24 protein-coding genes and 1 other annotated feature are annotated in these 20,817 nt (G+C 55.4%); of the genes, 7 read left to right on the top strand and 17 right to left on the bottom strand.

Annotation, left to right across the window (positions count from 1 at the left end; genetic code table 11):
• Positions 1–49: 49 nt before the first annotated feature.
• From MXM41_RS00120 to MXM41_RS00100, 5 genes are read left to right on the top strand one after another with little or no spacing between them, the layout of a single operon-like run.
• Positions 50–2,035: a TonB-dependent hemoglobin/transferrin/lactoferrin family receptor gene (locus tag MXM41_RS00120; protein WP_325929177.1), complete on the top strand. Its 1,986-nt coding sequence runs from the start codon at positions 50–52 to the stop codon at positions 2,033–2,035.
• A 45-nt stretch (positions 2,036–2,080) separates the two neighbouring features.
• Positions 2,081–3,109: a hematinate-forming heme oxygenase ChuS gene (chuS, locus tag MXM41_RS00115; protein WP_325929176.1), complete on the top strand. Its 1,029-nt coding sequence runs from the start codon at positions 2,081–2,083 to the stop codon at positions 3,107–3,109.
• A complete protein-coding gene (locus MXM41_RS00110; RefSeq protein ID WP_325929175.1) occupies positions 3,106–3,927 on the top strand; it encodes a hemin ABC transporter substrate-binding protein in 822 nt (273 codons plus the stop codon). Before chuS ends, MXM41_RS00110 begins: the two co-directional genes overlap by 4 nt.
• Positions 3,927–4,919 (top strand): iron ABC transporter permease, encoded by a 993-nt coding sequence (locus MXM41_RS00105; RefSeq protein WP_325929174.1) that lies wholly within the window; start codon positions 3,927–3,929, stop codon positions 4,917–4,919. The genes MXM41_RS00110 and MXM41_RS00105 overlap by 1 nt, the downstream gene beginning before the upstream one ends.
• The gene (locus MXM41_RS00100) at positions 4,912–5,691 is read left to right on the top strand and encodes a heme ABC transporter ATP-binding protein (RefSeq protein ID WP_325929173.1); all 780 of its coding nucleotides are present in this window, start codon (positions 4,912–4,914) and stop codon (positions 5,689–5,691) included. The genes MXM41_RS00105 and MXM41_RS00100 overlap by 8 nt, the downstream gene beginning before the upstream one ends.
• On the opposite strand, the gene selO is transcribed toward MXM41_RS00100, so the two are convergent.
• The 14 genes from selO to thrS all read right to left on the bottom strand — a co-directional run bounded on the left by selO (position 5,688) and on the right by thrS (position 18,300).
• Entirely contained in the window at positions 5,688–7,130 is a 1,443-nt protein-coding gene (gene selO, locus MXM41_RS00095) for a protein adenylyltransferase SelO (protein ID WP_325929172.1), read from the bottom strand. The two genes, MXM41_RS00100 and selO, sit on opposite strands and share 4 nt — an antisense overlap.
• Positions 7,131–7,191: 61 nt before the next feature.
• Positions 7,192–7,905 carry an EAL domain-containing protein gene (locus MXM41_RS00090; protein WP_325929170.1) on the bottom strand — a complete coding sequence of 238 codons (714 nt, stop codon included), beginning with the start codon at positions 7,903–7,905 and terminating at the stop codon, positions 7,192–7,194.
• Positions 7,906–8,190: 285 nt separating this feature from the next.
• A complete protein-coding gene (locus MXM41_RS00085; RefSeq protein ID WP_325929169.1) occupies positions 8,191–8,655 on the bottom strand; it encodes an NlpC/P60 family protein in 465 nt (154 codons plus the stop codon).
• 72 nt (positions 8,656–8,727) lie between these two features.
• On the bottom strand, positions 8,728–9,483 hold the full coding sequence (gene btuD / locus MXM41_RS00080; protein ID WP_325929168.1) for a vitamin B12 ABC transporter ATP-binding protein BtuD: 756 nt from the start codon (positions 9,481–9,483) through the stop codon (positions 8,728–8,730).
• Positions 9,483–10,034 (bottom strand): glutathione peroxidase, encoded by a 552-nt coding sequence (locus MXM41_RS00075; RefSeq protein ID WP_325929167.1) that lies wholly within the window; start codon positions 10,032–10,034, stop codon positions 9,483–9,485. The genes btuD and MXM41_RS00075 overlap by 1 nt, the downstream gene beginning before the upstream one ends.
• Before the next feature lie 35 nt (positions 10,035–10,069).
• The gene (btuC, locus tag MXM41_RS00070; RefSeq protein ID WP_325929166.1) at positions 10,070–11,050 is read right to left on the bottom strand and encodes a vitamin B12 ABC transporter permease BtuC; all 981 of its coding nucleotides are present in this window, start codon (positions 11,048–11,050) and stop codon (positions 10,070–10,072) included.
• A gap of 101 nt (positions 11,051–11,151) precedes the next feature.
• Positions 11,152–11,451, bottom strand: a complete 300-nt coding sequence (gene ihfA / locus MXM41_RS00065) for an integration host factor subunit alpha (RefSeq protein WP_006820203.1) — start codon at positions 11,449–11,451, stop codon at positions 11,152–11,154.
• Between the two features lie 4 nt (positions 11,452–11,455).
• Positions 11,456–13,843 (bottom strand): phenylalanine--tRNA ligase subunit beta, encoded by a 2,388-nt coding sequence (gene pheT, locus MXM41_RS00060; protein WP_325929165.1) that lies wholly within the window; start codon positions 13,841–13,843, stop codon positions 11,456–11,458.
• Positions 13,844–13,858: 15 nt separating this feature from the next.
• The gene (pheS, locus tag MXM41_RS00055) at positions 13,859–14,842 is read right to left on the bottom strand and encodes a phenylalanine--tRNA ligase subunit alpha (RefSeq protein ID WP_325929164.1); all 984 of its coding nucleotides are present in this window, start codon (positions 14,840–14,842) and stop codon (positions 13,859–13,861) included.
• Positions 14,843–14,882: 40 nt separating this feature from the next.
• Positions 14,883–15,006, bottom strand: a sequence feature (Phe leader region).
• The gene (pheM, locus tag MXM41_RS00050; protein ID WP_001386830.1) at positions 14,957–15,001 is read right to left on the bottom strand and encodes a pheST operon leader peptide PheM; all 45 of its coding nucleotides are present in this window, start codon (positions 14,999–15,001) and stop codon (positions 14,957–14,959) included. Its footprint overlaps the feature before it by 45 nt.
• A gap of 117 nt (positions 15,007–15,123) precedes the next feature.
• Positions 15,124–15,480: a 50S ribosomal protein L20 gene (gene rplT, locus MXM41_RS00045; protein WP_000124850.1), complete on the bottom strand. Its 357-nt coding sequence runs from the start codon at positions 15,478–15,480 to the stop codon at positions 15,124–15,126.
• A 50-nt stretch (positions 15,481–15,530) separates the two neighbouring features.
• Positions 15,531–15,728, bottom strand: a complete 198-nt coding sequence (gene rpmI / locus MXM41_RS00040) for a 50S ribosomal protein L35 (protein WP_001124225.1) — start codon at positions 15,726–15,728, stop codon at positions 15,531–15,533.
• Between the two features lie 97 nt (positions 15,729–15,825).
• On the bottom strand, positions 15,826–16,368 hold the full coding sequence (gene infC, locus MXM41_RS00035; protein WP_023616141.1) for a translation initiation factor IF-3: 543 nt from the start codon (positions 16,366–16,368) through the stop codon (positions 15,826–15,828).
• A gap of 3 nt (positions 16,369–16,371) precedes the next feature.
• Entirely contained in the window at positions 16,372–18,300 is a 1,929-nt protein-coding gene (gene thrS, locus MXM41_RS00030) for a threonine--tRNA ligase (protein WP_325929163.1), read from the bottom strand.
• Between the two features lie 314 nt (positions 18,301–18,614).
• Here thrS and yncL point away from each other — a divergent pair, with 314 nt between their 5' ends.
• On the top strand, positions 18,615–18,719 hold the full coding sequence (gene yncL / locus MXM41_RS00025) for a stress response membrane protein YncL (protein WP_325929162.1): 105 nt from the start codon (positions 18,615–18,617) through the stop codon (positions 18,717–18,719).
• A 100-nt stretch (positions 18,720–18,819) separates the two neighbouring features.
• Positions 18,820–18,927, top strand: a complete 108-nt coding sequence (gene yniD / locus MXM41_RS00020; RefSeq protein WP_325929160.1) for a small membrane protein YniD — start codon at positions 18,820–18,822, stop codon at positions 18,925–18,927.
• 183 nt (positions 18,928–19,110) lie between these two features.
• Here yniD and MXM41_RS00015 read toward each other — a convergent pair whose 3' ends face one another.
• From MXM41_RS00015 to MXM41_RS00005, 3 genes are all read right to left on the bottom strand, one after another.
• A complete protein-coding gene (locus MXM41_RS00015; RefSeq protein WP_325929158.1) occupies positions 19,111–19,344 on the bottom strand; it encodes a hypothetical protein in 234 nt (77 codons plus the stop codon).
• A 256-nt stretch (positions 19,345–19,600) separates the two neighbouring features.
• The gene (locus tag MXM41_RS00010) at positions 19,601–20,359 is read right to left on the bottom strand and encodes a YdiY family protein (RefSeq protein WP_325929157.1); all 759 of its coding nucleotides are present in this window, start codon (positions 20,357–20,359) and stop codon (positions 19,601–19,603) included.
• A gap of 349 nt (positions 20,360–20,708) precedes the next feature.
• Positions 20,709–20,817, bottom strand: a 109-nt coding sequence (locus tag MXM41_RS00005) for an IS3 family transposase (protein WP_137986747.1), incomplete at its 5' end; no start/stop codon positions are given.

The raw sequence follows: 20,817 nt of genomic DNA, 5'->3' as shown, positions 1-20,817 counted from the left end.
GGTTCCCCCCAGGCAGCCAGCGCTTTTCACTTTTAAATGGAGAGTGGCTATGCCATACCTGAACACCGCGTCTATACGCCCGTCGCTGTTGGCGCTGGCAATTATCAGTGCCCTGCCGGCAGCGGCCGTTGCCGCCGCCGACGATATAACAGTGACCGCTACCGGTAACGCCCGCAGCGCCTTTGAGGCCCCGATGATGGTGAGCGTTATTGACGCCACCGCCCCGGAAAACCAGACCGCGAGCTCTGCCGCCGATCTGCTGCGCCACGTTCCGGGTCTGACGCTCGACGGCACCGGGCGCACCAACGGCCAGGACGTGAATCTGCGCGGCTACGATCGTCGCGGCGTGCTGGTGCTGGTGGATGGTGTCCGCCAGGGCACCGATACCGGTCACCTGAACAGCACCTTCCTTGACCCGGCTCTGATCAAACGTATCGAGATCGTGCGCGGGCCGTCCGCCCTGCTGTACGGCAGCGGCGCAATGGGCGGGGTGATTGCCTATGACACCGCGGATGCAAAAGATCTGCTCCAGGCCGGAGAGAACAGCGGCTTCCGCGTGTTCAGCACCGCCGCTACCGGCGATCACAGCTTCGGCATGGGTGCCAGCGCCTTTGGCCGTACCGATACGCTCGATGGCCTGGTGGCATGGTCGAGCCGGGATCGTGGCGATATCCGTCAGGGCGGCGGCGAGACCGCGCCGAATGATGAGTCGATCAACAACATGCTGGCAAAAGGCAGCTGGCAGATCGATCGGGCCCAGTCCCTGAGCGGCTCATTGCGCTATTACAATAACGCGGCGCAGGAGCCGAAAAATCCGCAAACCATCGAGGCGGACGCCAGCAGCAACCCGCTGACTGACCGCTCCACCATTCAGCGTGATGTCCAGTTGGGGTATCACATCGCCCCGGAAGGTAACGACTGGCTGAATGCTGATGCCCGGGTCTACTGGTCTGAGGCGCGCATTAACGCCCAGAATATTGACGGCACCGGCGAATATCGCGAACAGACCACCAAAGGCGGTAAAGTAGAAAACCGCACCCGCCTGTTCGCTGACTCCTTCGCCTCGCACCTGCTTACCTATGGCGGTGAATATTACCGTCAGGAGCAGTCCCCTTCTGGCGCCACAACCGGCTTCCCGGATGCGCGCATCGACTTCAGCTCCGGCTGGTTACAGGATGAGATCACCCTGCGCGATCTGCCCGTCACCCTGCTGGGCGGTACACGCTACGATAACTACAGCGGCAGCAGCGACGGCTATGAGGATGTGGACGCCGATAAATGGTCATCCCGCGCCGGGATCACCGTCTCGCCAACGGACTGGCTGATGATGTTCGGCTCGTATGCCCAGGCCTTCCGTGCGCCCACGATGGGCGAGATGTACAACGACGCCAGACACTTCTCCATTGGCCGGTTCTACACTAACTATTGGGTGCCAAACCCGAACCTGCGCCCGGAAACCAACGAAACCCAGGAGTACGGGTTTGGTCTGCGCTTTGACGATCTGATGCTTGCCAACGATGCGCTGGAGTTCAAAGCCAGCTATTTTGATACCCATGCAAAAGATTACATCTCCACCACCGTCGATTTTGCCGCCGCGACCACCATGTCGTACAACGTACCCAACGCCAAAATCTGGGGCTGGGACGTGATGGCGAAATACTCCGCCAGCCTGTTCAGCCTGGATGTGGCCTATAACCGCACCCGGGGCAAAGACACCGACACCGGCGAGTATATCTCCAGCATCAATCCGGATACCGTCTCCAGCAAGCTGGACATCCCGCTGGCGCAGAGCGGCTTCAACGTGGGCTGGATTGGCACCTTTGCCGATCGTTCCACCCATGTGAGCAGCAGCTACAGCCACCAGCCTGGGTACGCGGTAAACGATTTTTATGTCAGCTATCAGGGCCAGCAGGCGCTTAAAGGCGTGACCACTACCCTGGTGCTGGGCAACGCCTTCGACAAAGAGTACTGGTCCCCGCAGGGCATCCCGCAGGATGGCCGTAACGGCAAGATTTTCGTGAGTTATCAGTGGTAATACCCCTGCCCCGGTTACGGGGCATTTATCCGGAAGGAAGAGACAATGAATCACTACACACGCTGGCTTGAATTAAAAGAAAAAAATCCAGGGAAATACGCGCGTGATATCGCGGCGCTGATGAACATCAGTGAAGCCGAACTGACCTGGACGCGGGTGGGGCACGATGCCTGGCGTCTGCACGGCGAGATCCGCGAGATCCTCGCTGCGCTGGAAGCGGCAGGCGAAACCAAATGCATCTGCCGCAATGAATACGCGGTCCACGAGCAGGTGGGCGCCTTTACCAATCAGCACCTGAACGGCCATGCCGGACTGGTGCTTAACCCGCGTGCGCTGGATCTACGCCTGTTCCTGAACCAGTGGGCGAGCGTATTTCATATCAGTGAAACCACCGCCCGCGGCGAACGCCAGAGCATCCAGTTCTTCGACCATCAGGGCGATGCGCTGCTGAAGGTCTACGCCACCGATAACACGGACATGCCCGCCTGGGGCGATCTGCTGTCCCGCTTTATCTTCGCCGATAACCCGCCGCTTTCACTAAAGGCTGCCGATGTCAGCGCAGAAGTAGCTCACGTCGATGCGGCGACGGTGGACAGCGAATGGCGCGCCATGACTGACGTTCATCAGTTTTTCGGCCTGCTTAAGCGTCACACGCTGACACGTCAGCAGGCGTTTCGTCTGGTGGGTGACGATCTGGCCTGTCGGGTCGATAACCGCGCCCTGGCGCAGCTGCTGGACACCGCTTGTCAGGCAGGTAACGAGATCATGATTTTCGTCGGCAACCGCGGCTGCGTGCAGATCTTCACCGGTGCGGTAGAGAAAGTGGTGCCGATGAAAGGCTGGCTGAATATCTTCAACCCGACCTTCACCCTGCATCTGCTGGAAGAGACCATCGCTGAAAGCTGGGTGACGCGTAAACCCACCGCCGACGGCCACGTCACCAGCCTTGAGCTGTTTGCTGCCGACGGCACGCAAATCGCGCAGCTGTATGGTCAGCGTACTGAAGGCGAGCCGGAGCAGAGCCAGTGGCGCTCTCAGATTGACGCCCTGACGGTGAAAGGGCTGGCTGCATGAGGAAACTGCTTGCCCTGATTGCCGCCCTGCCGCTGGCCGCTTTCGCCGCGCCTGAGGAGAAGATTGTCACCCTCGGCGGCGACGTGACGGAGATTGTCTATGCCCTGGGAGCGGGAGATTCGCTGGTGGCGCGTGACAGTACCAGTCAGTGGCCGAAGCAGGCCGCCTCGCTGCCGGACGTGGGCTATCTGCGCCAGCTTAACGCCGAGGGGATCCTGGCGATGCGGCCGACGCTGGTGTTAGCCAGCGCCCAGGCGCAACCTTCGCTGGTGCTCAAACAGGTGGGACAGAGCAAGGTTAACGTGGTGACGGTACCGGGCAGCAATGCGCTGAGCGTTATCGACGAGAAAGTGCGGGTGGTGGCTGCGGCAACACATCGCGTTGCCGAAGGCGAAGTTCTGCGCCAAAGCCTGCAAAAGGCTTTGGCCGCGCTCCCCTCTTCCCCGCTCAACAAGCGGGTGCTGTTCATCCTCAACCACGGCGGAATGACCGCCATGGCTGCCGGGCAGGATACTGGCGCCGATGCGGCGATCCGCGCGGCCGGGCTACGTAACGCCATGCAGGGCTTCACCCGCTATCAGCCACTCTCTCAGGAGGGAGTGATAGCCAGCCAGCCGGATCTGGTGGTGATCTCTCAGGATGGGGTAACAGCGATGGGTGGGGAAGCGAATCTGTGGAAGCTGCCAGGTCTGGCGCAAACTCCGGCGGGTCGCAATAAGCAGGTGTTACAGATCGACGACATGGCGCTACTCGGGTTTAGCGTGCGCACGCCGCAGGCTATCGTTGAGCTGCGTACCCGGGCGGAGCAGCTCCCCTGATGTCGCGCAGAATCCTCTGCTCGCTATGGGGGCTGGCGCTGATGCTGGCCCTGATGACGCTGTTAGCCACCGGTTTTGGCGCGTTGCGTCTGCCGGTGAACCTGCTCTGGAACGGCAGCGACGAGGCGTTGCGCCAGATCTGGCTCACCATTCGCCTGCCGCGGGTGCTGCTGGCACTGGCGATCGGCGGGGCACTGGCGCTGGCGGGCTGCGTAATGCAGGGGCTGTTTCGCAACCCGCTTGCCGACCCCGGTTTGCTGGGGATCAGCAGCGGTGCCGCCTGCGCCGTCGCGCTGTGGGTGGTGCTGCCCGTTACGCTGCCGGGGCTGCTGATGCTCTACGCCCCGATGCTGGCGGCCTTTCTCGGCGCGCTGGTGGCAACAGTCGTTATTTTTCTGCTCAGCCAGCAGCGGGAAGGATCGCTTTCGCGCCTGCTGCTGGTGGGGATCGCCATCAATGCCCTGTGCGGTTCAGCGGTGGGGGTGCTCTCCTGGGTGAGCAATGACGCTCAGCTGCGCCAGCTCTCACTGTGGGGAATGGGCAGCCTCGGCCAGGCCCAGTGGTCTACCCTGCTGGCGATGACCTCCCTGATGGTCCCGACGGTGCTGGTTATCTGGCGGCTGGCATCTGCCCTGAATCTGCTGCAGCTTGGCGAGGAAGAGGCGCACTATCTGGGCGTCGATGTGCGGGTCGTCCAGCGCATTTTGCTTTTATGCAGCGCGCTTCTGGTAGCCGCTGCGGTGGCCGTCAGCGGCGTGATTGGCTTTATTGGCCTGGTGGTACCGCACCTGATGCGCATGTGGCTGGGGTCGGATCACCGGGCAACGATCCCCGGCTCGGTGCTGGCGGGGGCGTTTTTGCTGCTGATTGCCGATACCGCCGCACGCACGCTGGTCGCCCCGGCGGAGATGCCGGTAGGATTGCTGACCAGCATCCTCGGCGCGCCCTGGTTCCTGTGGCTTATCTTTCGTCGCGGAGGCCAGCATGGCTGAACCCTTACTCGCCGAAGATTTAACCTACCGCGTCGCGGGCCGGACGGTGCTGCGCGACGTAACGCTGTCGCTTTCTCAGGGAGAACTGGTGGCGCTAATCGGCCCCAACGGCGCGGGTAAATCTACCCTGCTGCGCCTGTTAACCGGTTTTCTCAAACCGGATGCGGGTTGCTGTTGGCTTAACGGAAAAGCGCTGACGGGCTGGAGTACACAGAGCCTGTCGCGCCAGCGGGCAGTGATGCGCCAGCAAACCCAGCTCGGCTTTGACTGGCCGGTGGAGGCGGTGATCGGCATGGGACGTTCGCCGTGGACAGCACAGCCCGAGCCGCAGATCGTCAACGAGGTGATGCGTATTACCGGCTGCCAGCCGCTGGCCGGTCGCCAGTATGCGGCGCTGTCCGGCGGAGAGCAGCAGCGCGTTCAGCTGGCCCGCGCGCTGGCGCAGCTGTGGTACGAAGGGGCGCCACGCGGCTGGTTGTTTCTTGATGAGCCAACATCAGCGCTGGATCTTTACCATCAGCAGCATCTGCTGCGTCTGCTGAAGGCGCTCACCGGCGAGGGAAACCTGCACGTCTGCGTGGTGCTGCACGATCTCAATCTGGCCGCCTTATGGGCAGACCGGATCGTGCTGCTGCACGAGGGCAGGATCGTCTCGCAGGGGACGCCACAGCTGGTTTTACAGGCTGATGACCTGGCGCGCTGGTACGGTGCGCAGGTGCATGTGGGCCAGCATCCATCGCACCCTGCCCCACAGGTTTTTCTCGCACCTTAGCTGGAACAGCTCACTTCAAGCCGCTTGCCCCAGTCGGGTGGGCGGCTGATATAGTCATCGTTGCGGTCGACATACGGCGTTCGCAGGGCCTCATGCAGGCGGTGAAGCTCGGCGTAATCGCCTTTTTCGGCCTGCTCGATCGCGCGCTGCGCCAGCCAGTTACGCAGCACCATCGCCGGATTGACGGCGTTCATCTGCGCCTGGCGCACATCATCCGCCACGTTCTCCTGTTGCAGTCGTGCGCGGTAAGTGGCAAACCAGTCATCAAACGCCTGACGATCGATAAACTCATCGCGCAGCGGCGAGGCTGCGCTTTGCTGTTCGGTTTGCCCCAGCATACGGAACGTGCGGGTGTAGTCGCTGCCTTCCCGGGCCATCAGCGCAAACAGGTTGTTCAGCAGGGTATTGTCACCCTTCTCCTGGGTCATCAGCCCCAGCTTGCGGCGCATTAGTTTGCCGTACTGCTGGAGCAATATTTCCTGATAGCTATCCAGCGCGTCGTTAAGCGCTTCCACCTCGATAAACGGGGACAGCGACTGGGCCAGGCGCTGCAGGTTCCACAGCCCTACCGCTGGCTGATTATCAAAGCTGTACCGCCCCTGATAATCAGAGTGGTTGCAGATATAGCCCGGCTGATAATCGTCAAGGAAACCGTACGGGCCGTAATCGATGGTCAGCCCGAGGATCGACATGTTATCGGTATTCATCACGCCGTGGGCAAAACCCACCGTCTGCCAGCTGGCGATCAGCGACGCCGTACGCGCCACCACGTCGCGGAACCAGAGAATGTACTTATCGGCGTCGTCCTGCCACTGTGGCCAGTGATGGCGAATGACAAAATCCGCCAGCTGGCGAACTTTCTCCGGCTCGCGGCGATAGTAGAAGTGCTCGAAATGGCCGAAGCGGGCGTGGCTCTGGGCAATGCGGATCAGCATCGCGCCCTGCTCCATGGTCTCGCGCGCGACGGGGGTATCGCTGGTGACGATCGACAGCGCGCGGGTGGTAGGAATACCCAGGGCGTGCATCGCTTCAGATGCCAGGCTTTCGCGGATGGTGGAGCGCAGCACGGCGCGGCCATCGCCCATACGCGAGTAAGGGGTGAGCCCGGCGCCTTTCAGGTGCCAGTCCATAGTTTGCCCGTTGGCGAGCTGCTGTTCACCGAGCAGGATCCCCCGCCCGTCTCCCAGCTGCCCGGCCCAGACGCCGAACTGATGGCCGCTGTAGACCTGCGCCAGCGGCTGCATGCCTGGCAGCAGCGTTTCGCCACCAAAGACGCCAGCGCCCTGTTCGGGACTGAACAGCGAGGCCGGGATCGCCAGTTCGTCAGCCAGCGCCGTGTTGTGCCAGATCAGGCGGGCATTGTTCAGGGGAGTGGGTTTCAGGGCCGTATAAAAACCGGGTAGTTCATCATGCCAGTGCGCGGTAAAAGACAGGGTCATAGGTCCTCCTGCTTTTAGTGTAGTGGGTTTGTCAGGTGTTAAACACCAGGTAAGACAAGGGTTATCCCTGCACCAGCGAGGTGATTCGCTCAAGGGGGACGGCAGGCCACAGGTTGCCCTGCATGGCGCTGAAGCCGTAAACCGACAATCGCTCCAGTGCCATGACGTCATCAACGCCCGCCACCATCAGCGACTGACAGTACGGCGACACCTGGGTGAAGATCGCGCGTAAAAAAGGATCAAATGTATTTTCAGTAAGATGCTGCTGAGTGAAACTCTTATCCAGGGCCACACGTTTAAACATGCCGTCAAAAATGGCTTTGGTTGATGCATCCCCGGCGCCAAAATTGCCCAGCACCAGCGGAAAACGCAGCGCGAAATTCATTAGCGTGGTATTTAAATTGCCTGTGTTAAGGCCTGGATAGTTCTCATAAATGGTGAACTCCAGCCACGGATACCGTTCACATATTGAAACACCCTCCTCTTCCGTTATCAGGTATTCAACAATCACCGGAGATATATTTATCCATGCCAGAAGTTGTTGCTGAATAAAAAAGAGTTTGCAGGTTTCGAGCAGAGCGAGTTGCTCCTGAAACAGCATCAATTCCTGCGCGGGAGTCAGCAAAGGGCGCATCAGTTCGGTAGGAATACGCACAGGGCTGTTAACGCCAACAAAGTTAACGTTTATTTCAAGACCCTTGAGCGCTCCTGAGTCATGGCGCGCGGGGACTAATAAAAATTCTGTTTGATAAGCAACATCCAGCATCACAATCATGGCGTCCGTCCTGATTTAAAGACGATACAAGACATCCTGAAACATATGCTGAAGCAATTCAACCTTCTGGATTTTAAAAAGAATAATCTCATTCGTTCCATTTAATTTTCGGATTTTCCTTAGTCCTGAAATAATCTTATCCTGGTTGCTGTTTAATAGCCAGTTTTCGCTAACCAGCAGAATTGCTTAAAATTAATTCAATTCATTGGATAGCCAAAAATTAATACCGGGAAACGAATCTCATTTAAAGCTAAAAAAGTGCCGCGCCACCCAGGCGCGACAGGGTTAAATGCGTCGGGCTTGCCAGAAGTTTTTACGCCAGTAAACGTTGTTGAGAGAAGAACGCATCACGCCGCGGCTGGTTGAGGCATGAATAAATTGATTGTCAGTATCGTATATTCCGACATGCAGTCCGCTTTCTCCAGAGCCGGTTTTAAAGAACACCAGATCCCCTGGTAACAGGTCGCCTTTGTCAATTTCGGTGCCTATTGTCGCCTGCTGGCGCGTTTCACGTGGCAACTGCAGAGCAAACCGATCGCGAAATGTCAGCAGCACAAAACCGGAACAATCTACGCCGCCGCGCGTCATGCCGCCATAGCGATAAGGCGTACCGCCCCAGCTGTGCAGTTGATCGTTAAGACCGGCAATCACGGCGATAGAATCAGACAGCCGCGCATTAGGCGGCGGAGCGCGATGGCTACTGCATCCTGCAAGCAATAGCGCGGCTACCAGGAGAAAACAGAATCGCATTCCCGACGAATCCTCTGATTTTTTAGGTTTTCTCTAATTTAGCCTGTGAATATGTCGCTCTGCAACAAGCGGTTATTCCTGTGACGTCGAAATGATCATTCTGTGACCTTCGATATCCAGGCGGCGGAAGGACATATCGTACGCTTTGGCCAGGTTCGGCGGCGTCAGCACGTTGTCACGCGACCCACTGGCAATCAGCTGACCTCGCTTCAGCAACCAGACACGGTGGGCATGGCGCAGCGTATGGTTCAGGTCGTGGCTGCTCATGATCACCGCAATCCCCTTCCCTGACAGGGCGCTTAACGCTCTGTCGAGCGCCACCTGCTGGGCGACATCGAGACTTGTCATCGGTTCATCCAGCAGCAGTAGCTGGCCGTGCGGGTTGCCTTCAGGATGAATTTGCAGGATCACCGCTGCCAGCCGAACGCGCTGCCACTCTCCGCCCGAGAGCTGGCTCACGTGCCGGGACAGTTTATCTTCTATACCCAGCATCGCCGCCACGTCATGTAACAACGTTTTATGCAGGTTGTTGTGCTGATGCAGCATGAGGTAGTGCCAGACGGGCATAGCGAACGGCGCAGGTTGCTGCTGCGCCAGATACGCTCTGCGGCTGGCCAGTGACGCGGAAGACCACCGGGAAAGCGGCTCCCCCTGCAAGGTGATCTCCCCTTCGCCAGGGGTTAAGCCCGCCATCCTGGAGAGCAAAGTGCTTTTCCCGGCGCCGTTCGGACCGACGAGATGAACGATCTCCCCGTGATTAACGGCAATATCGAGCGGGCCCAGCCGGCCTTTTACCGCCACGGCGCTGAGCTGCATCAGCACGGTCATTAGCTCGCCAGCGCCTGTTTAACCGCTGCGGTGATAACCGGATCCTCTGGCGTCATGTCCGGGGAGAATCGCTGGATTACCTTTCCGTCGCGTCCTACCAGGAACTTCTCGAAGTTCCACAGAATATCGTCCGGATAGAGCGGCGCGCGGCCCTTACTGGCCATACGCTCATAAAAACCGCTGCCTTCTGGCGCAACGGCGGTTGGCGCTGCCGCAATCATTTTCTGATAAACCGGATGGCGGTTCTCACCGTTAACATCCACTTTGCTGAACATCGGGAAGGTCACGCCATAGGTGGTGCTGCAGAACGTCTTGATCTCTTCTTCGCTGCCTGGCTCCTGGCCGAGGAACTGGTTGCACGGGAAGCCCAGCACGGTGAAACCCTCCTTTTCCCACGCCTTCTGCATCGCTTCCAGCTGCTCGTACTGTGGGGTCAGACCGCATTTAGACGCCACATTGACCACCAGCAGAACCTGGCCCTTATAGCCTTCCAGGGTGGTCTTTTCTCCATCGATGGTCGTCACTTCGGTGTTCAGAATATCGTTCGGCATAGCATTCCCTCAGGTTGTCGTTCAGATTGGCAGCCTTAGCGGCCAGCTTTTAATAATAGCCAGATAAATACGGGTGCACCCAGCGTAGCGGTGACGACACCGATCGGCAACTCCGCCGCCGTCAGCGCCAGCCGCGCAATGATGTCGGCGATAAGCAGCGTGGCGCCGCCTGCAACGGCCGCAGCGGGCAGCAGCAGACGGTGATCGGTAATGCCGCCCAAACGCAGCATATGGGGGATAACAAGCCCGATAAAGCCAATGGCGCCAGCCAGCGCCACGCTCACGCCCACCATCCAGCCAATGGCTATCACCAGGATGTTGCGCCAGAAAGTCAGCGGCAGACCCAGCTGGCGGGCCGAAATCTCCCCCAGAACCAGCACGTTCAGCGGTGCGGCCTGAAAACAGGCCCAGACGATGGCGGGTACCAGCAGCAGCATCAGCCAGCCCTGCCCCCAGTCCACACCCCCGAAGCCGCCCATCATCCAGTACATGAGCTGGCGCAGATCAAACGAGGTAGAAAAATAGACCGCCCAGGTCATCAGGGCGCTGCAGATAATGCCCAGCGCTACCCCGGCAAGCAGCAAACGGCTTACCGAGAGATGGCGGCGGGCAAAACGCAGTAAAATAAGGGTAATGACAAGCGCCCCGGCGATTGCGCAGAGGCTCAAATGCCAGCCTGACAGCGCTCCGCCCCCCAGCATCACCGCGGCAATCAGTCCGACACCGGCCCCGTTCGAAACGCCTAACAGACCAGGCTCCGCTAACGGGTTATCAAACAGCGCCTGCATGATGGTTCCGCTCAGCGCCAGCGCAGCGCCCACCAGCACCACGGCCAGGGTGCGCGGCAGACGGATCTGCCAGATAAACAGCTCGCCCCGGGGCGTAAACCATGACTGCGGCCCGATCCATTGATCGCCCGCGCAAAGGCTCAGTCCCAGCGCGATGACCAGCCCCAGTGACAGAAAGAGCAATTTACGCAGATCGGAGCGATACTGCAGACGGGCGAAGTCGGGCATGAGCGTCATTTTGCGGATGGATGATGTGATTGATTTTACGGTGGGTTTAGCGCTGCGCAAAGAAAAAAGGCCGCATTAGCGGCCTTTTTAGTTAGATCATCTCACTCTGCTTTGGGTGAAGCGTTTTCGACACGGCTTTTTAACTTCTGTCCGGGTCTGAAGGTCACCACGCGGCGAGCTGTAATGGGAATATCCTCACCCGTCTTCGGGTTACGACCCGGACGTTGATTTTTGTCGCGCAAATCAAAGTTACCAAAGCCGGAGAGTTTTACCTGCTCACCGTTTTCCAGAGCGCGACGGATCTCTTCGAAAAACAGCTCAACCAGCTCTTTGGCATCCCGTTTGCTAAGCCCAAGCTTATCAAACAGATATTCGGACATTTCAGCTTTTGTAAGCGCCATAGGTTCAATCCCTCAATGATGCCTGGAATCGCTCTTTTAATGCCTCTACACATTTGGCGACGGTAGCGGCAATCTCCTCTTCTTCGAGTGTACGGCTGGTATCCTGAAGGATCAGGCTGATAGCCAGGCTCTTAAAGCCCTCTGCTACGCCCTTGCCGCGGTACACGTCAAATAAGTTTACGCCAACTACCTGATTTACGCCAACTTTCTTACATTCGGCCAAAATATCTGCGGCAGGTACATTTTCAGCCACCACAACTGCGATATCACGACGGTTCGCCGGGAAGCGAGAAATCTCCTGAGCCTCAGGAATGACGCGGTCTGCGACCTTGTTCCACTCCAGCTCAAACGCCAGTGTGCGGCCATTGAGATCCAGCTTGCGCTCCAGCTCAGGGTGCACAACACCAATGAAACCAACGCGTTCACCTTTCAGATAAATCGCGGCGCTCTGGCCCGGATGCAGTGCCGGAATGGCTTCTGCGCGGAACTCAATTTCAGACAATTTACCGGTCAGTTCCAGGACAGATTCCAGATCGCCTTTCAGGTCGTAAAAATCAACGCTGTTTTTGCTGAGGTCCCAGTGCTCTTCATAACGGTTGCCGCAGATGGCGCCTGCCAGCATCAGATCCTGACGAATGCCAAGACTTGCCTGGGTATCCGGAACAAAGCGCAGGCCGGTTTCGAAAATACGCACACGGCTCTGCTGACGGTTCTGGTTGTAGACGATGGTGCCCAGCAGACCGGTCAGCAGCGACAGACGCATGGCGGACATTTCGCTGGAGATTGGGCTTGGCAGGATCAACGCTTCCTGGCCCGGGTGGATCAGCTGTTGCACTTTCGGGTCAACAAAGCTGTAGGTGATCACTTCCTGGTAGCCTTTGTCGTTCAGCATGGTTTTCACACGCTTCAGGGAGAGGTCGGCTTCACGATGGGAACCCATCACCAGGCCTGCCTGCACTGGCTCATCAGGAATGTTGTTGTAGCCGTAAACGCGGGCCACTTCTTCCACCAGATCTTCTTCGATCTCCATGTCGAAACGCCAGCTCGGCGCAACGGCCTGCCACTGATCCTGACCTTCAGTCACTTCACAGCCCAGACGACGCAGGATATCACTCACCTGCTCATCGGCAATGTGATGGCCAATCAGGCGATCCAGCTTGCTGCGACGCAGGGTGATGGTCGCAGGCTTCGGCAGATGCGCCTCGCTGGTAACATCAATAACCGGACCGGCTTCACCGCCGCAGATGTCGATCAGCAGGCGGGTTGCGCGCTCCATCGCTTTATATTGCAGCGCCGGGTCCACACCGCGCTCGTAGCGGTGAGAGGCATCGGTATGCAGGCCGTGACGACGCGCGCGACCGGTAATGGACAGCGGGCTAAAGAAGGCGCACTCCAGCAGCACGTTCTGGGTTTCATCATTCACGCCGGAGTGGTCGCCGCCGAAGATCCCGCCCATTGCCAGCGCTTTGTTGTGGTCAGCAATAACCAGGGTATCGGCATTCAGTTTGGCTTCGCTGCCGTCGAGCAGAACCAGGGTTTCGCCCTCTTTCGCCATACGCACTTTGATTCCGCCTTCGATACGATCCTTATCGAATGCATGCATCGGCTGACCCAGCTCCAGCAGAACGTAGTTGGTAACGTCAACCACAGCGTCGATAGAACGAATGCCGCAGCGACGCAGCTTCTCTTTCATCCACAGTGGCGTTGGCGCCTTCACGTTGATGCCTTTAACCACTCGGCCAAGGTAGCGCGGACAGGCGTCAGGAGCATCAACCTGAATCGGCAGCGTGTCGCTGATGGTGGCGGCAACTGGCGCAATTTCTGGTACGTTCAGTTCGGTTTGATTCAGAACGGCCACATCACGGGCCACGCCGATAATGCCTAAACAGTCGGCACGGTTCGGGGTAACGCTGATTTCGATGGTGTTGTCATCAAGATTCAGATATTCACGCAGGTCGGTACCGATCGGCGCATCCGCTGGCAGCTCAATGATGCCAGAGTGATCGTCGGAAATACCCAGCTCAGAGAAAGAGCACAGCATGCCTTCAGACGGCTCACCGCGCAGTTTCGCCGCTTTGATTTTGAAATCGCCTGGCAGTACCGCACCCACGGTCGCCACGGCCACCTTCAGGCCCTGACGGCAGTTCGCCGCGCCGCAGACGATATCGAGCAGGCGCTCGCCGCCCACGTTGACTTTGGTAACACGCAGTTTGTCTGCGTTAGGGTGCTGGCCGCACTCCACGACTTCGCCGACAACCACGCCGTTAAAGGCGCCTGCAACCGGCTCAACGCCGTCCACTTCCAGGCCTGCCATGGTGATCTGGTTAGAGAGCGCCTCGCTGTCGAGCGCGGTGTTCACCCATTCGCGTAACCACAGTTCACTGAATTTCATTGTTCTGTCCTGCCCTTATTTAAACTGTTTGAGGAAACGCAGATCGTTTTCGAAGAAAGCGCGCAAGTCGGCGACGCCGTAACGCAGCATGGTCAGACGTTCCATGCCCATACCGAACGCAAAGCCGGAGTAAACTTCCGGGTCAATGCCAACATTACGCAGAACGTTCGGGTGAACCATGCCGCAACCCAGCACTTCCAGCCACTTGCCGTTTTTACCCATCACGTCAACTTCCGCTGAAGGCTCGGTGAACGGGAAGTAGGACGGACGGAAACGGATCTGCAGATCTTCTTCAAAGAAGTTGCTCAGGAAATCGTGCAGGGTGCCTTTCAGATTGGTAAAGCTGATATTTTTATCAACGATCAGCCCTTCCATCTGATGGAACATTGGGGTGTGGGTCTGATCGTAGTCGTTACGATAGACGCGCCCTGGCGCAATAATGCGGATTGGCGGCTGCTTCTCTTTCATGGTGCGGATCTGCACGCCAGAAGTCTGGGTACGCAGCAGGCGAGTGGCATCGAACCAGAAAGTGTCGTGGTCAGCACGTGCCGGGTGGTGGCCTGGGATATTCAGGGCATCGAAGTTATGGTAATCGTCTTCGATTTCCGGGCCGGTCGCCACGGTAAAGCCGAGCTCACCGAAGAAACTTTCAATGCGGTCAATAGTCCTCGTGACCGGGTGCAGGCCACCGTTTTCAATACGACGACCCGGCAGAGAGACGTCGATGGTCTCAGCCGCCAGACGGGCGTTCAGCGCGGCGCTTTCCAGCGCGTTTTTACGCTCGTTCAACACCTGCTGAACCTGCTCTTTGGCTTCGTTAATTACCGCACCTGCAGCCGGACGCTCTTCTGGCGGCAACTCACGCAGGGTAGTCATTTGAAGGGTCAGGTGCCCTTTCTTGCCCAGATATTCGACGCGGACGTTGTCTAACGCGGCAACATCTGAGGCCTGGTTAATGGCGGCCGTTGCACTGGCAACCAGCTCTGCGAGATGTGACATGGTTTTCCTCGTTATGTAGCGATATTTACAAGCGGCAGATACGAAAAAAGCCTCCATCAGGAGGCTTTCTGGCGCTGTTTTCCGTTTCGTCTTTCACGCGCTAGCCTCCTGATGTCAGGTGCTAAAGTAAAAGAAGAAGCGGAAAATAGCAGCATTCATGCTTGCGTTACCTTGTGTGGTATGGGACCTGTCGCCTTATTGAAAAGGGTCGCCAGAAAATTGTCAATGTTTTGATGCTGTTGAAACGAAAAGAGGGAGCAGAGCTCCCCCTTTCAACTGGCTTATGCCAGAGCTGCTTTCGCTTTTTCGACCAGAGCGGTGAACGCTACTTTGTCGAATACTGCGATGTCAGCCAGGATCTTACGGTCGATTTCAACAGAGGCTTTTTTCAGGCCGTTGATGAATTTGCTGTAAGAAATACCGTTCTGACGTGCTGCTGCGTTGATACGCGCAATCCACAGTTGACGGAACTGACGCTTACGCTGACGACGGTCACGGTAAGCGTACTGACCTGCTTTGATAACAGCCTGGAAGGCAACGCGGTATACGCGTGAACGCGCACCGTAGTAGCCTTTAGCTTGTTTCAAAATTTTCTTGTGACGTGCACGTGCAATTACACCACGTTTTACGCGAGCCATGTGTGCTCTCCTGTATCTATTCTAAGTTAAAAAAGTTAAACGTTAACGACTTATGCGTACGGCAGGCACGCGATTACCAGGCCCAGATCGCCTTTAGAAACCATGGCTTTTGGACGCAGGTGACGTTTACGCTTGGTAGCTTTCTTAGTCAGAATGTGACGCAGGTTAGCGTGCTTGTGCTTAAAACCACCTTTACCGGTTTTTTTGAAGCGCTTAGCAGCACCGCGTACGGTCTTAATTTTTGGCATTTTAATAACTTCCACTTCGCATTGTTAAATAAACGAAACGTAGGCGAACAAAACCTGCGAAGCCTGTAGGCTCCACAGGAATTGCTACTTGAAGGCCTTACTGTTTCTTCTTAGGAGCGAGCACCATGATCATCTGGCGGCCTTCGATCTTCGTAGGGAAGGATTCGACTACTGCCAGTTCACTCAGATCGTCACGGACGCGGTTAAGCACTTCCATACCGATCTGTTGGTGGGCCATCTCACGACCGCGGAAACGCAGCGTGATCTTGGCCTTATCGCCATCTTCCAGAAAGCGAATCAGGCTGCGGAGTTTTACCTGATAATCGCCATCGTCGGTACCAGGACGGAATTTGATTTCCTTAACCTGGATAACTTTTTGCTTCTTCTTCTGTTCCTTAGAAGACTTACTCTTTTCATAAAGGAACTTGCCGTAGTCCATGATACGACAAACTGGCGGTTCGGCGTTAGGGCTGATTTCAACTAAATCTACTCCAGCTTCTTCAGCCTTTTCGATTGCTTCTCTCAGACTCACAATCCCCAGCTGCTCGCCTTCCAGACCTGTTAAGCGAACTTCCTGGGCGCGAATCTCGCCATTGATACGATTCGGACGTGCCGTTTGAACTCGTTTTCCGCCTTTAATACCTTATTCCTCCAGTTGTTGAAGACTGCGGCTGCGAATCTCTTGTTGCAGCTTCTCAATCACTTCATTTACGTCCAGACTGCCCAGGTCTTTACCACGGCGGGTGCGAACGGCAACTTTGCCTGCTTCCACCTCTTTATCACCACAGACCAGCATATACGGGACACGACGTAAAGTGTGCTCGCGGATTTTAAAGCCAATCTTCTCATTTCTCAAGTCCGCTTTTACGCGAATGCCCGCATTTTGTAGTTTCTGCGTCAATTCTTTAACGTATTCAGACTGAGAATCGGTAATGTTCATCACTACTACCTGCACCGGCGCAAGCCAGGTCGGGAAGAAGCCCGCGAACTCTTCGGTCAGGATGCCGATGAAGCGTTCCAGGGAACCGAGGATCGCACGGTGAATCATTACCGGCACCTGTCGCTCGTTGTCTTCGCCAACATAAGAGGCGCTTAAACGCTGCGGCAGGGAGAAGTCCAGCTGTACAGTACCGCACTGCCAAGCACGATCGAGGCAGTCATACAGGGTAAATTCAATTTTCGGACCATAAAATGCGCCTTCGCCCAGCTGGTATTCAAACGGGATACCGTTCTCTTCCAGCGCGACGGCCAGATCCGCCTCAGCACGATCCCAGGTCTCGTCGCTGCCGATACGCTTTTCAGGACGAGTTGAGAGTTTGACGACGATCTTCTCGAAGCCAAAGGTGCTGTACATATCGTAGACCATACGAATACAGGCGTTAACTTCATCACGCACCTGATCTTCAGTACAGAAGATGTGCGCATCATCCTGCGTAAAGCCACGAACACGCATCAGACCATGCAACGCGCCTGATGGCTCGTTACGGTGGCAGCTACCGAACTCCGCCATACGCAGCGGCAGATCGCGGTAGGATTTCAAACCCTGGTTAAAGATCTGAACGTGACCCGGGCAGTTCATTGGCTTGATGCAGTATTCACGGTTCTCAGAAGAGGTAGTGAACATCGCATCTTTGTAGTTGTCCCAGTGGCCGGTTTTTTCCCACAGCACACGGTCCATCATGAACGGGCCTTTCACTTCCTGATACTGGTACTCTTTCAGCTTGGAGCGTACGAAGGTTTCCAGCTCACGGAAGATAGTCCAGCCGTCGTTGTGCCAGAACACCATACCCGGCGCTTCTTCCTGCATATGGTACAGGTCGAGCTGTTTACCAATTTTACGGTGGTCACGCTTCGCCGCTTCTTCCAGGCGCTGCAGGTAGGCGTTCAGGGCTTTTTTGTCGGCCCACGCGGTACCGTAAATGCGCTGCAGCATCTTGTTGTTGCTGTCGCCACGCCAGTAAGCGCCCGCAGTTTTCATCAGTTTGAAGTGGTGGCAGAAGCGCATATTCGGCACGTGCGGTCCACGGCACATGTCGACGTATTCTTCATGATGATACAAGCCAGGCTTGTCATCATGGGCAATGTTTTCATCGAGAATGGTGACTTTGTAGCTTTCGCCACGCTTCACGAAGGTTTCACGCGCTTCGTGCCAGCTCACTTTCTTCTTAATGACGTCATAGTTGCTCTCAGCCAGCTCGTGCATACGCTTTTCGAGGGCTTCGATATCTTCCTGGGTCAGCGTGTGGTCAAGGTCAACGTCATAATAGAAGCCGTTATCGATAACCGGGCCGATAGCCATTTTAGTATTAGGCCACAGCTGTTTGATTGCATGACCGAGCAGGTGCGCGCAGGAGTGACGAATGATCTCCAGACCTTCTTCGTCTTTGGCGGTAATGATCGACAGCTTCGCATCGTTTTCGATTAAATCAGAAGCATCAACCAGCTCACCGTTTACGCGGCCAGCGATAGTGGCTTTCGCCAGACCAGGGCCGATATCCAGCGCAACATCCATTGGGCTGACGGCGCGGTCAAAATGGCGTTGGCTGCCATCAGGAAGAGTAATTACAGGCATTTTATGTCCTTATTTGCAGTGGTGCCCCACACGTAAGAGCACATACAAAGAGAATAATCTTTAATTTACAGTGAATTGCAAAACCATCTGACCAACAATCGTCAAATTGGCTCGCAATCATGCACAGGATCGAAATCAGAAAAATGGCAATTTACGATCAGCCCGTTGATGGTAACACTAACAAAAGGGTGAAAACACCCTTAACAGCAGATTGTACGCTTTAGTACTTTTGCATGAGATTAACGTGGAATTTCAGACAGTTTCTCGCAATACCGGGTTGCTGAGCTATTCTTGAACAGGTCCTTCAACACTTTATGGGGCAAATTATGAACGTATCCAGCAGAACCGTCGTTATCCTGAACATTCTTTCTGCCACCGCATTATTCGTGATTCTGGCGGATAAGTTTCACTGGTTTTGACGCGTGTTGTTGCAGGTGCCTGAGGCTTTAGTATCCCGCTGAAGCGCAATACTCTTTGTTCTTTGGTAAACTTACCAAACCACTGGACAAGGACGATCTGATGCCGACGAAACGCTTTTCAAAAAAACACTGGAAGATGGTGATTGTGTTAATCGCCATATGTGGTGCCATGCTGTTATTACGCTGGGCAGCGATGTTATGGGGATAATCTGGCCTCCCCTTATCGCGTGATAGTATTTCACGTTTGGTTTACAGCCCTGATGCAAATATAAACTTACGTTTTAATTATCTTTACAAAAATGACAAAAATAAAAAAACCGGTACATCAAAATCCGGTTTTTTTAGTGGCAATAATTGCCCGCAAATGAATTTATTGTGCCTGAAAAATCAATCAGGACCATTCACCGGCAACCAGTTTATGCACGTCGAACGCGTCATCCATGGATTGCCCGGTGGATTGCGAGCCCGGGGCGATGTTTGATCCGGCTTCTACATCAGAGGCTTTAGTGATGCCGATTTGTGTAGAGGTGTCACTGGCAGTGTTATATACAGCGTCAGCGGCAAATACGCCGAATGACAGTGCTGAAAGCACTAATGCTGCAGATGCAGTTGTGATTTTATTCATAATGTTTTTCTCTTACTGAATTAATACAGACCAACTTAAGGCAATATCTAGCCTGTACTCACAGTTTAGATCTGGATCACACTTTTGCATAGTCAAAATATTTATCAATTCGTGTCAAATAAATTGAACAGTTATCAAAACGAGGGATTATGGAGAGAATATGGAGATATTAGCTACCGCTATATTTTAAAACAGCGTTTATTATTTATCAGCACAAAAATTAAAAACGGGCCAATATATTATTGGCCCGTGATAATTACATTTTGTAGCCCAGAGAGACGACAGTCCTGCGATCGGTGTGTTCCGGTGCAGACGCTGGCGGCTCAGAATTCCAGGTCACGTTATATGCAACTTTCAGCCCGAAATGGGCGTTAATCGCAACATTCAGGGCTGTCTCGGAGTTGACGGTTGTATCGTCGGCACCAAAGACAGAAACACCCTGGCTGAATTTAGCGTTATCAGTCAGCTGCCAGGCGTAGGTGCCGGAGGCATAGCCCAGTGGCTGGGTTTCAGTATCGCCATCGGTGTATTCGTCGTAACGAACACCCGGACCAAATTCAAAACGGAAGCTGTGTACCGGACCATTCAGGAACTGGCGACCGTAACCCACCGTCGCCACATCACGCTCCTTATAGCCGTTGTAGCGGTCGGTCAACCAGCTCGCCTGGCCGAACAGATAATCATAGTCAGTCATGTTGTAACGGCTACGCCCACCTACCGCATATTTCTCGGAAGAGCGCTCATCGTTAGAGGAAGTGTTGCTGGCGTTGCCCCACAGTGACCAGGCGGTAGTGTTACCGTACCAGGTCAGAGTAGTGTCAGCGGTCAGGGAGGAGCTTTTCGTATTGCCCGATTGTGCCAGATAACCTGCGTTAAGGTTGCCTTCGAAGGGTTTCTGTGCAGTGGAGGGATCATCCATGACAGTAAAAACGGAATCATCGGCTGCTGCATTTAACGACGCAAGCAGGCCTCCCGCTAACATCATCGCAGCGGGTACTGTCTTTAAGAGCTTCATTTTAATTTCTATTACACACTTGAAATTTAAGGAGATTTAGATTAGCCGTCGCTCATTAGGTGTACTGTATGGCTACCACCAAAAGGCGGTGTGGAGTATGTCACATTTCCTGAGAGGTGTAACGAGTTGTATGATTTTCTAAACGAAACCTCTTAGATGATTTACTGAATCGACCACAGCAGAAGCTACAACGCATCAAGGATATCGCTGCTGAAAAAGCTAAAGCGTATAAAGGATAAATAAATGAAGAAATTACTACCTGTATTGTTAATCGCTCTGTCTAGCTATGCATCCGCTGGCACCTTAACTATCTCTTGCGAGAATGCCATTGTGAATCGCCACGGATAATCTAGACACTTCTGAGCCGTTGATAATACTGGTTTTCATATTCTGTCGGTGACATCTGATCGCTAGAACCATGCCGACGCTTACTGTTATAAAACATTTCGATGTAATCA

Source organism: Leclercia adecarboxylata (genome assembly GCF_035787115.1).
Classification (GTDB): domain Bacteria; phylum Pseudomonadota; class Gammaproteobacteria; order Enterobacterales; family Enterobacteriaceae; genus Enterobacter; species Enterobacter adecarboxylatus_E.
The sequence above is the reverse complement of the archived record's forward strand: the minus strand, read 5'-3'. Positions and strand labels throughout refer to the sequence as shown.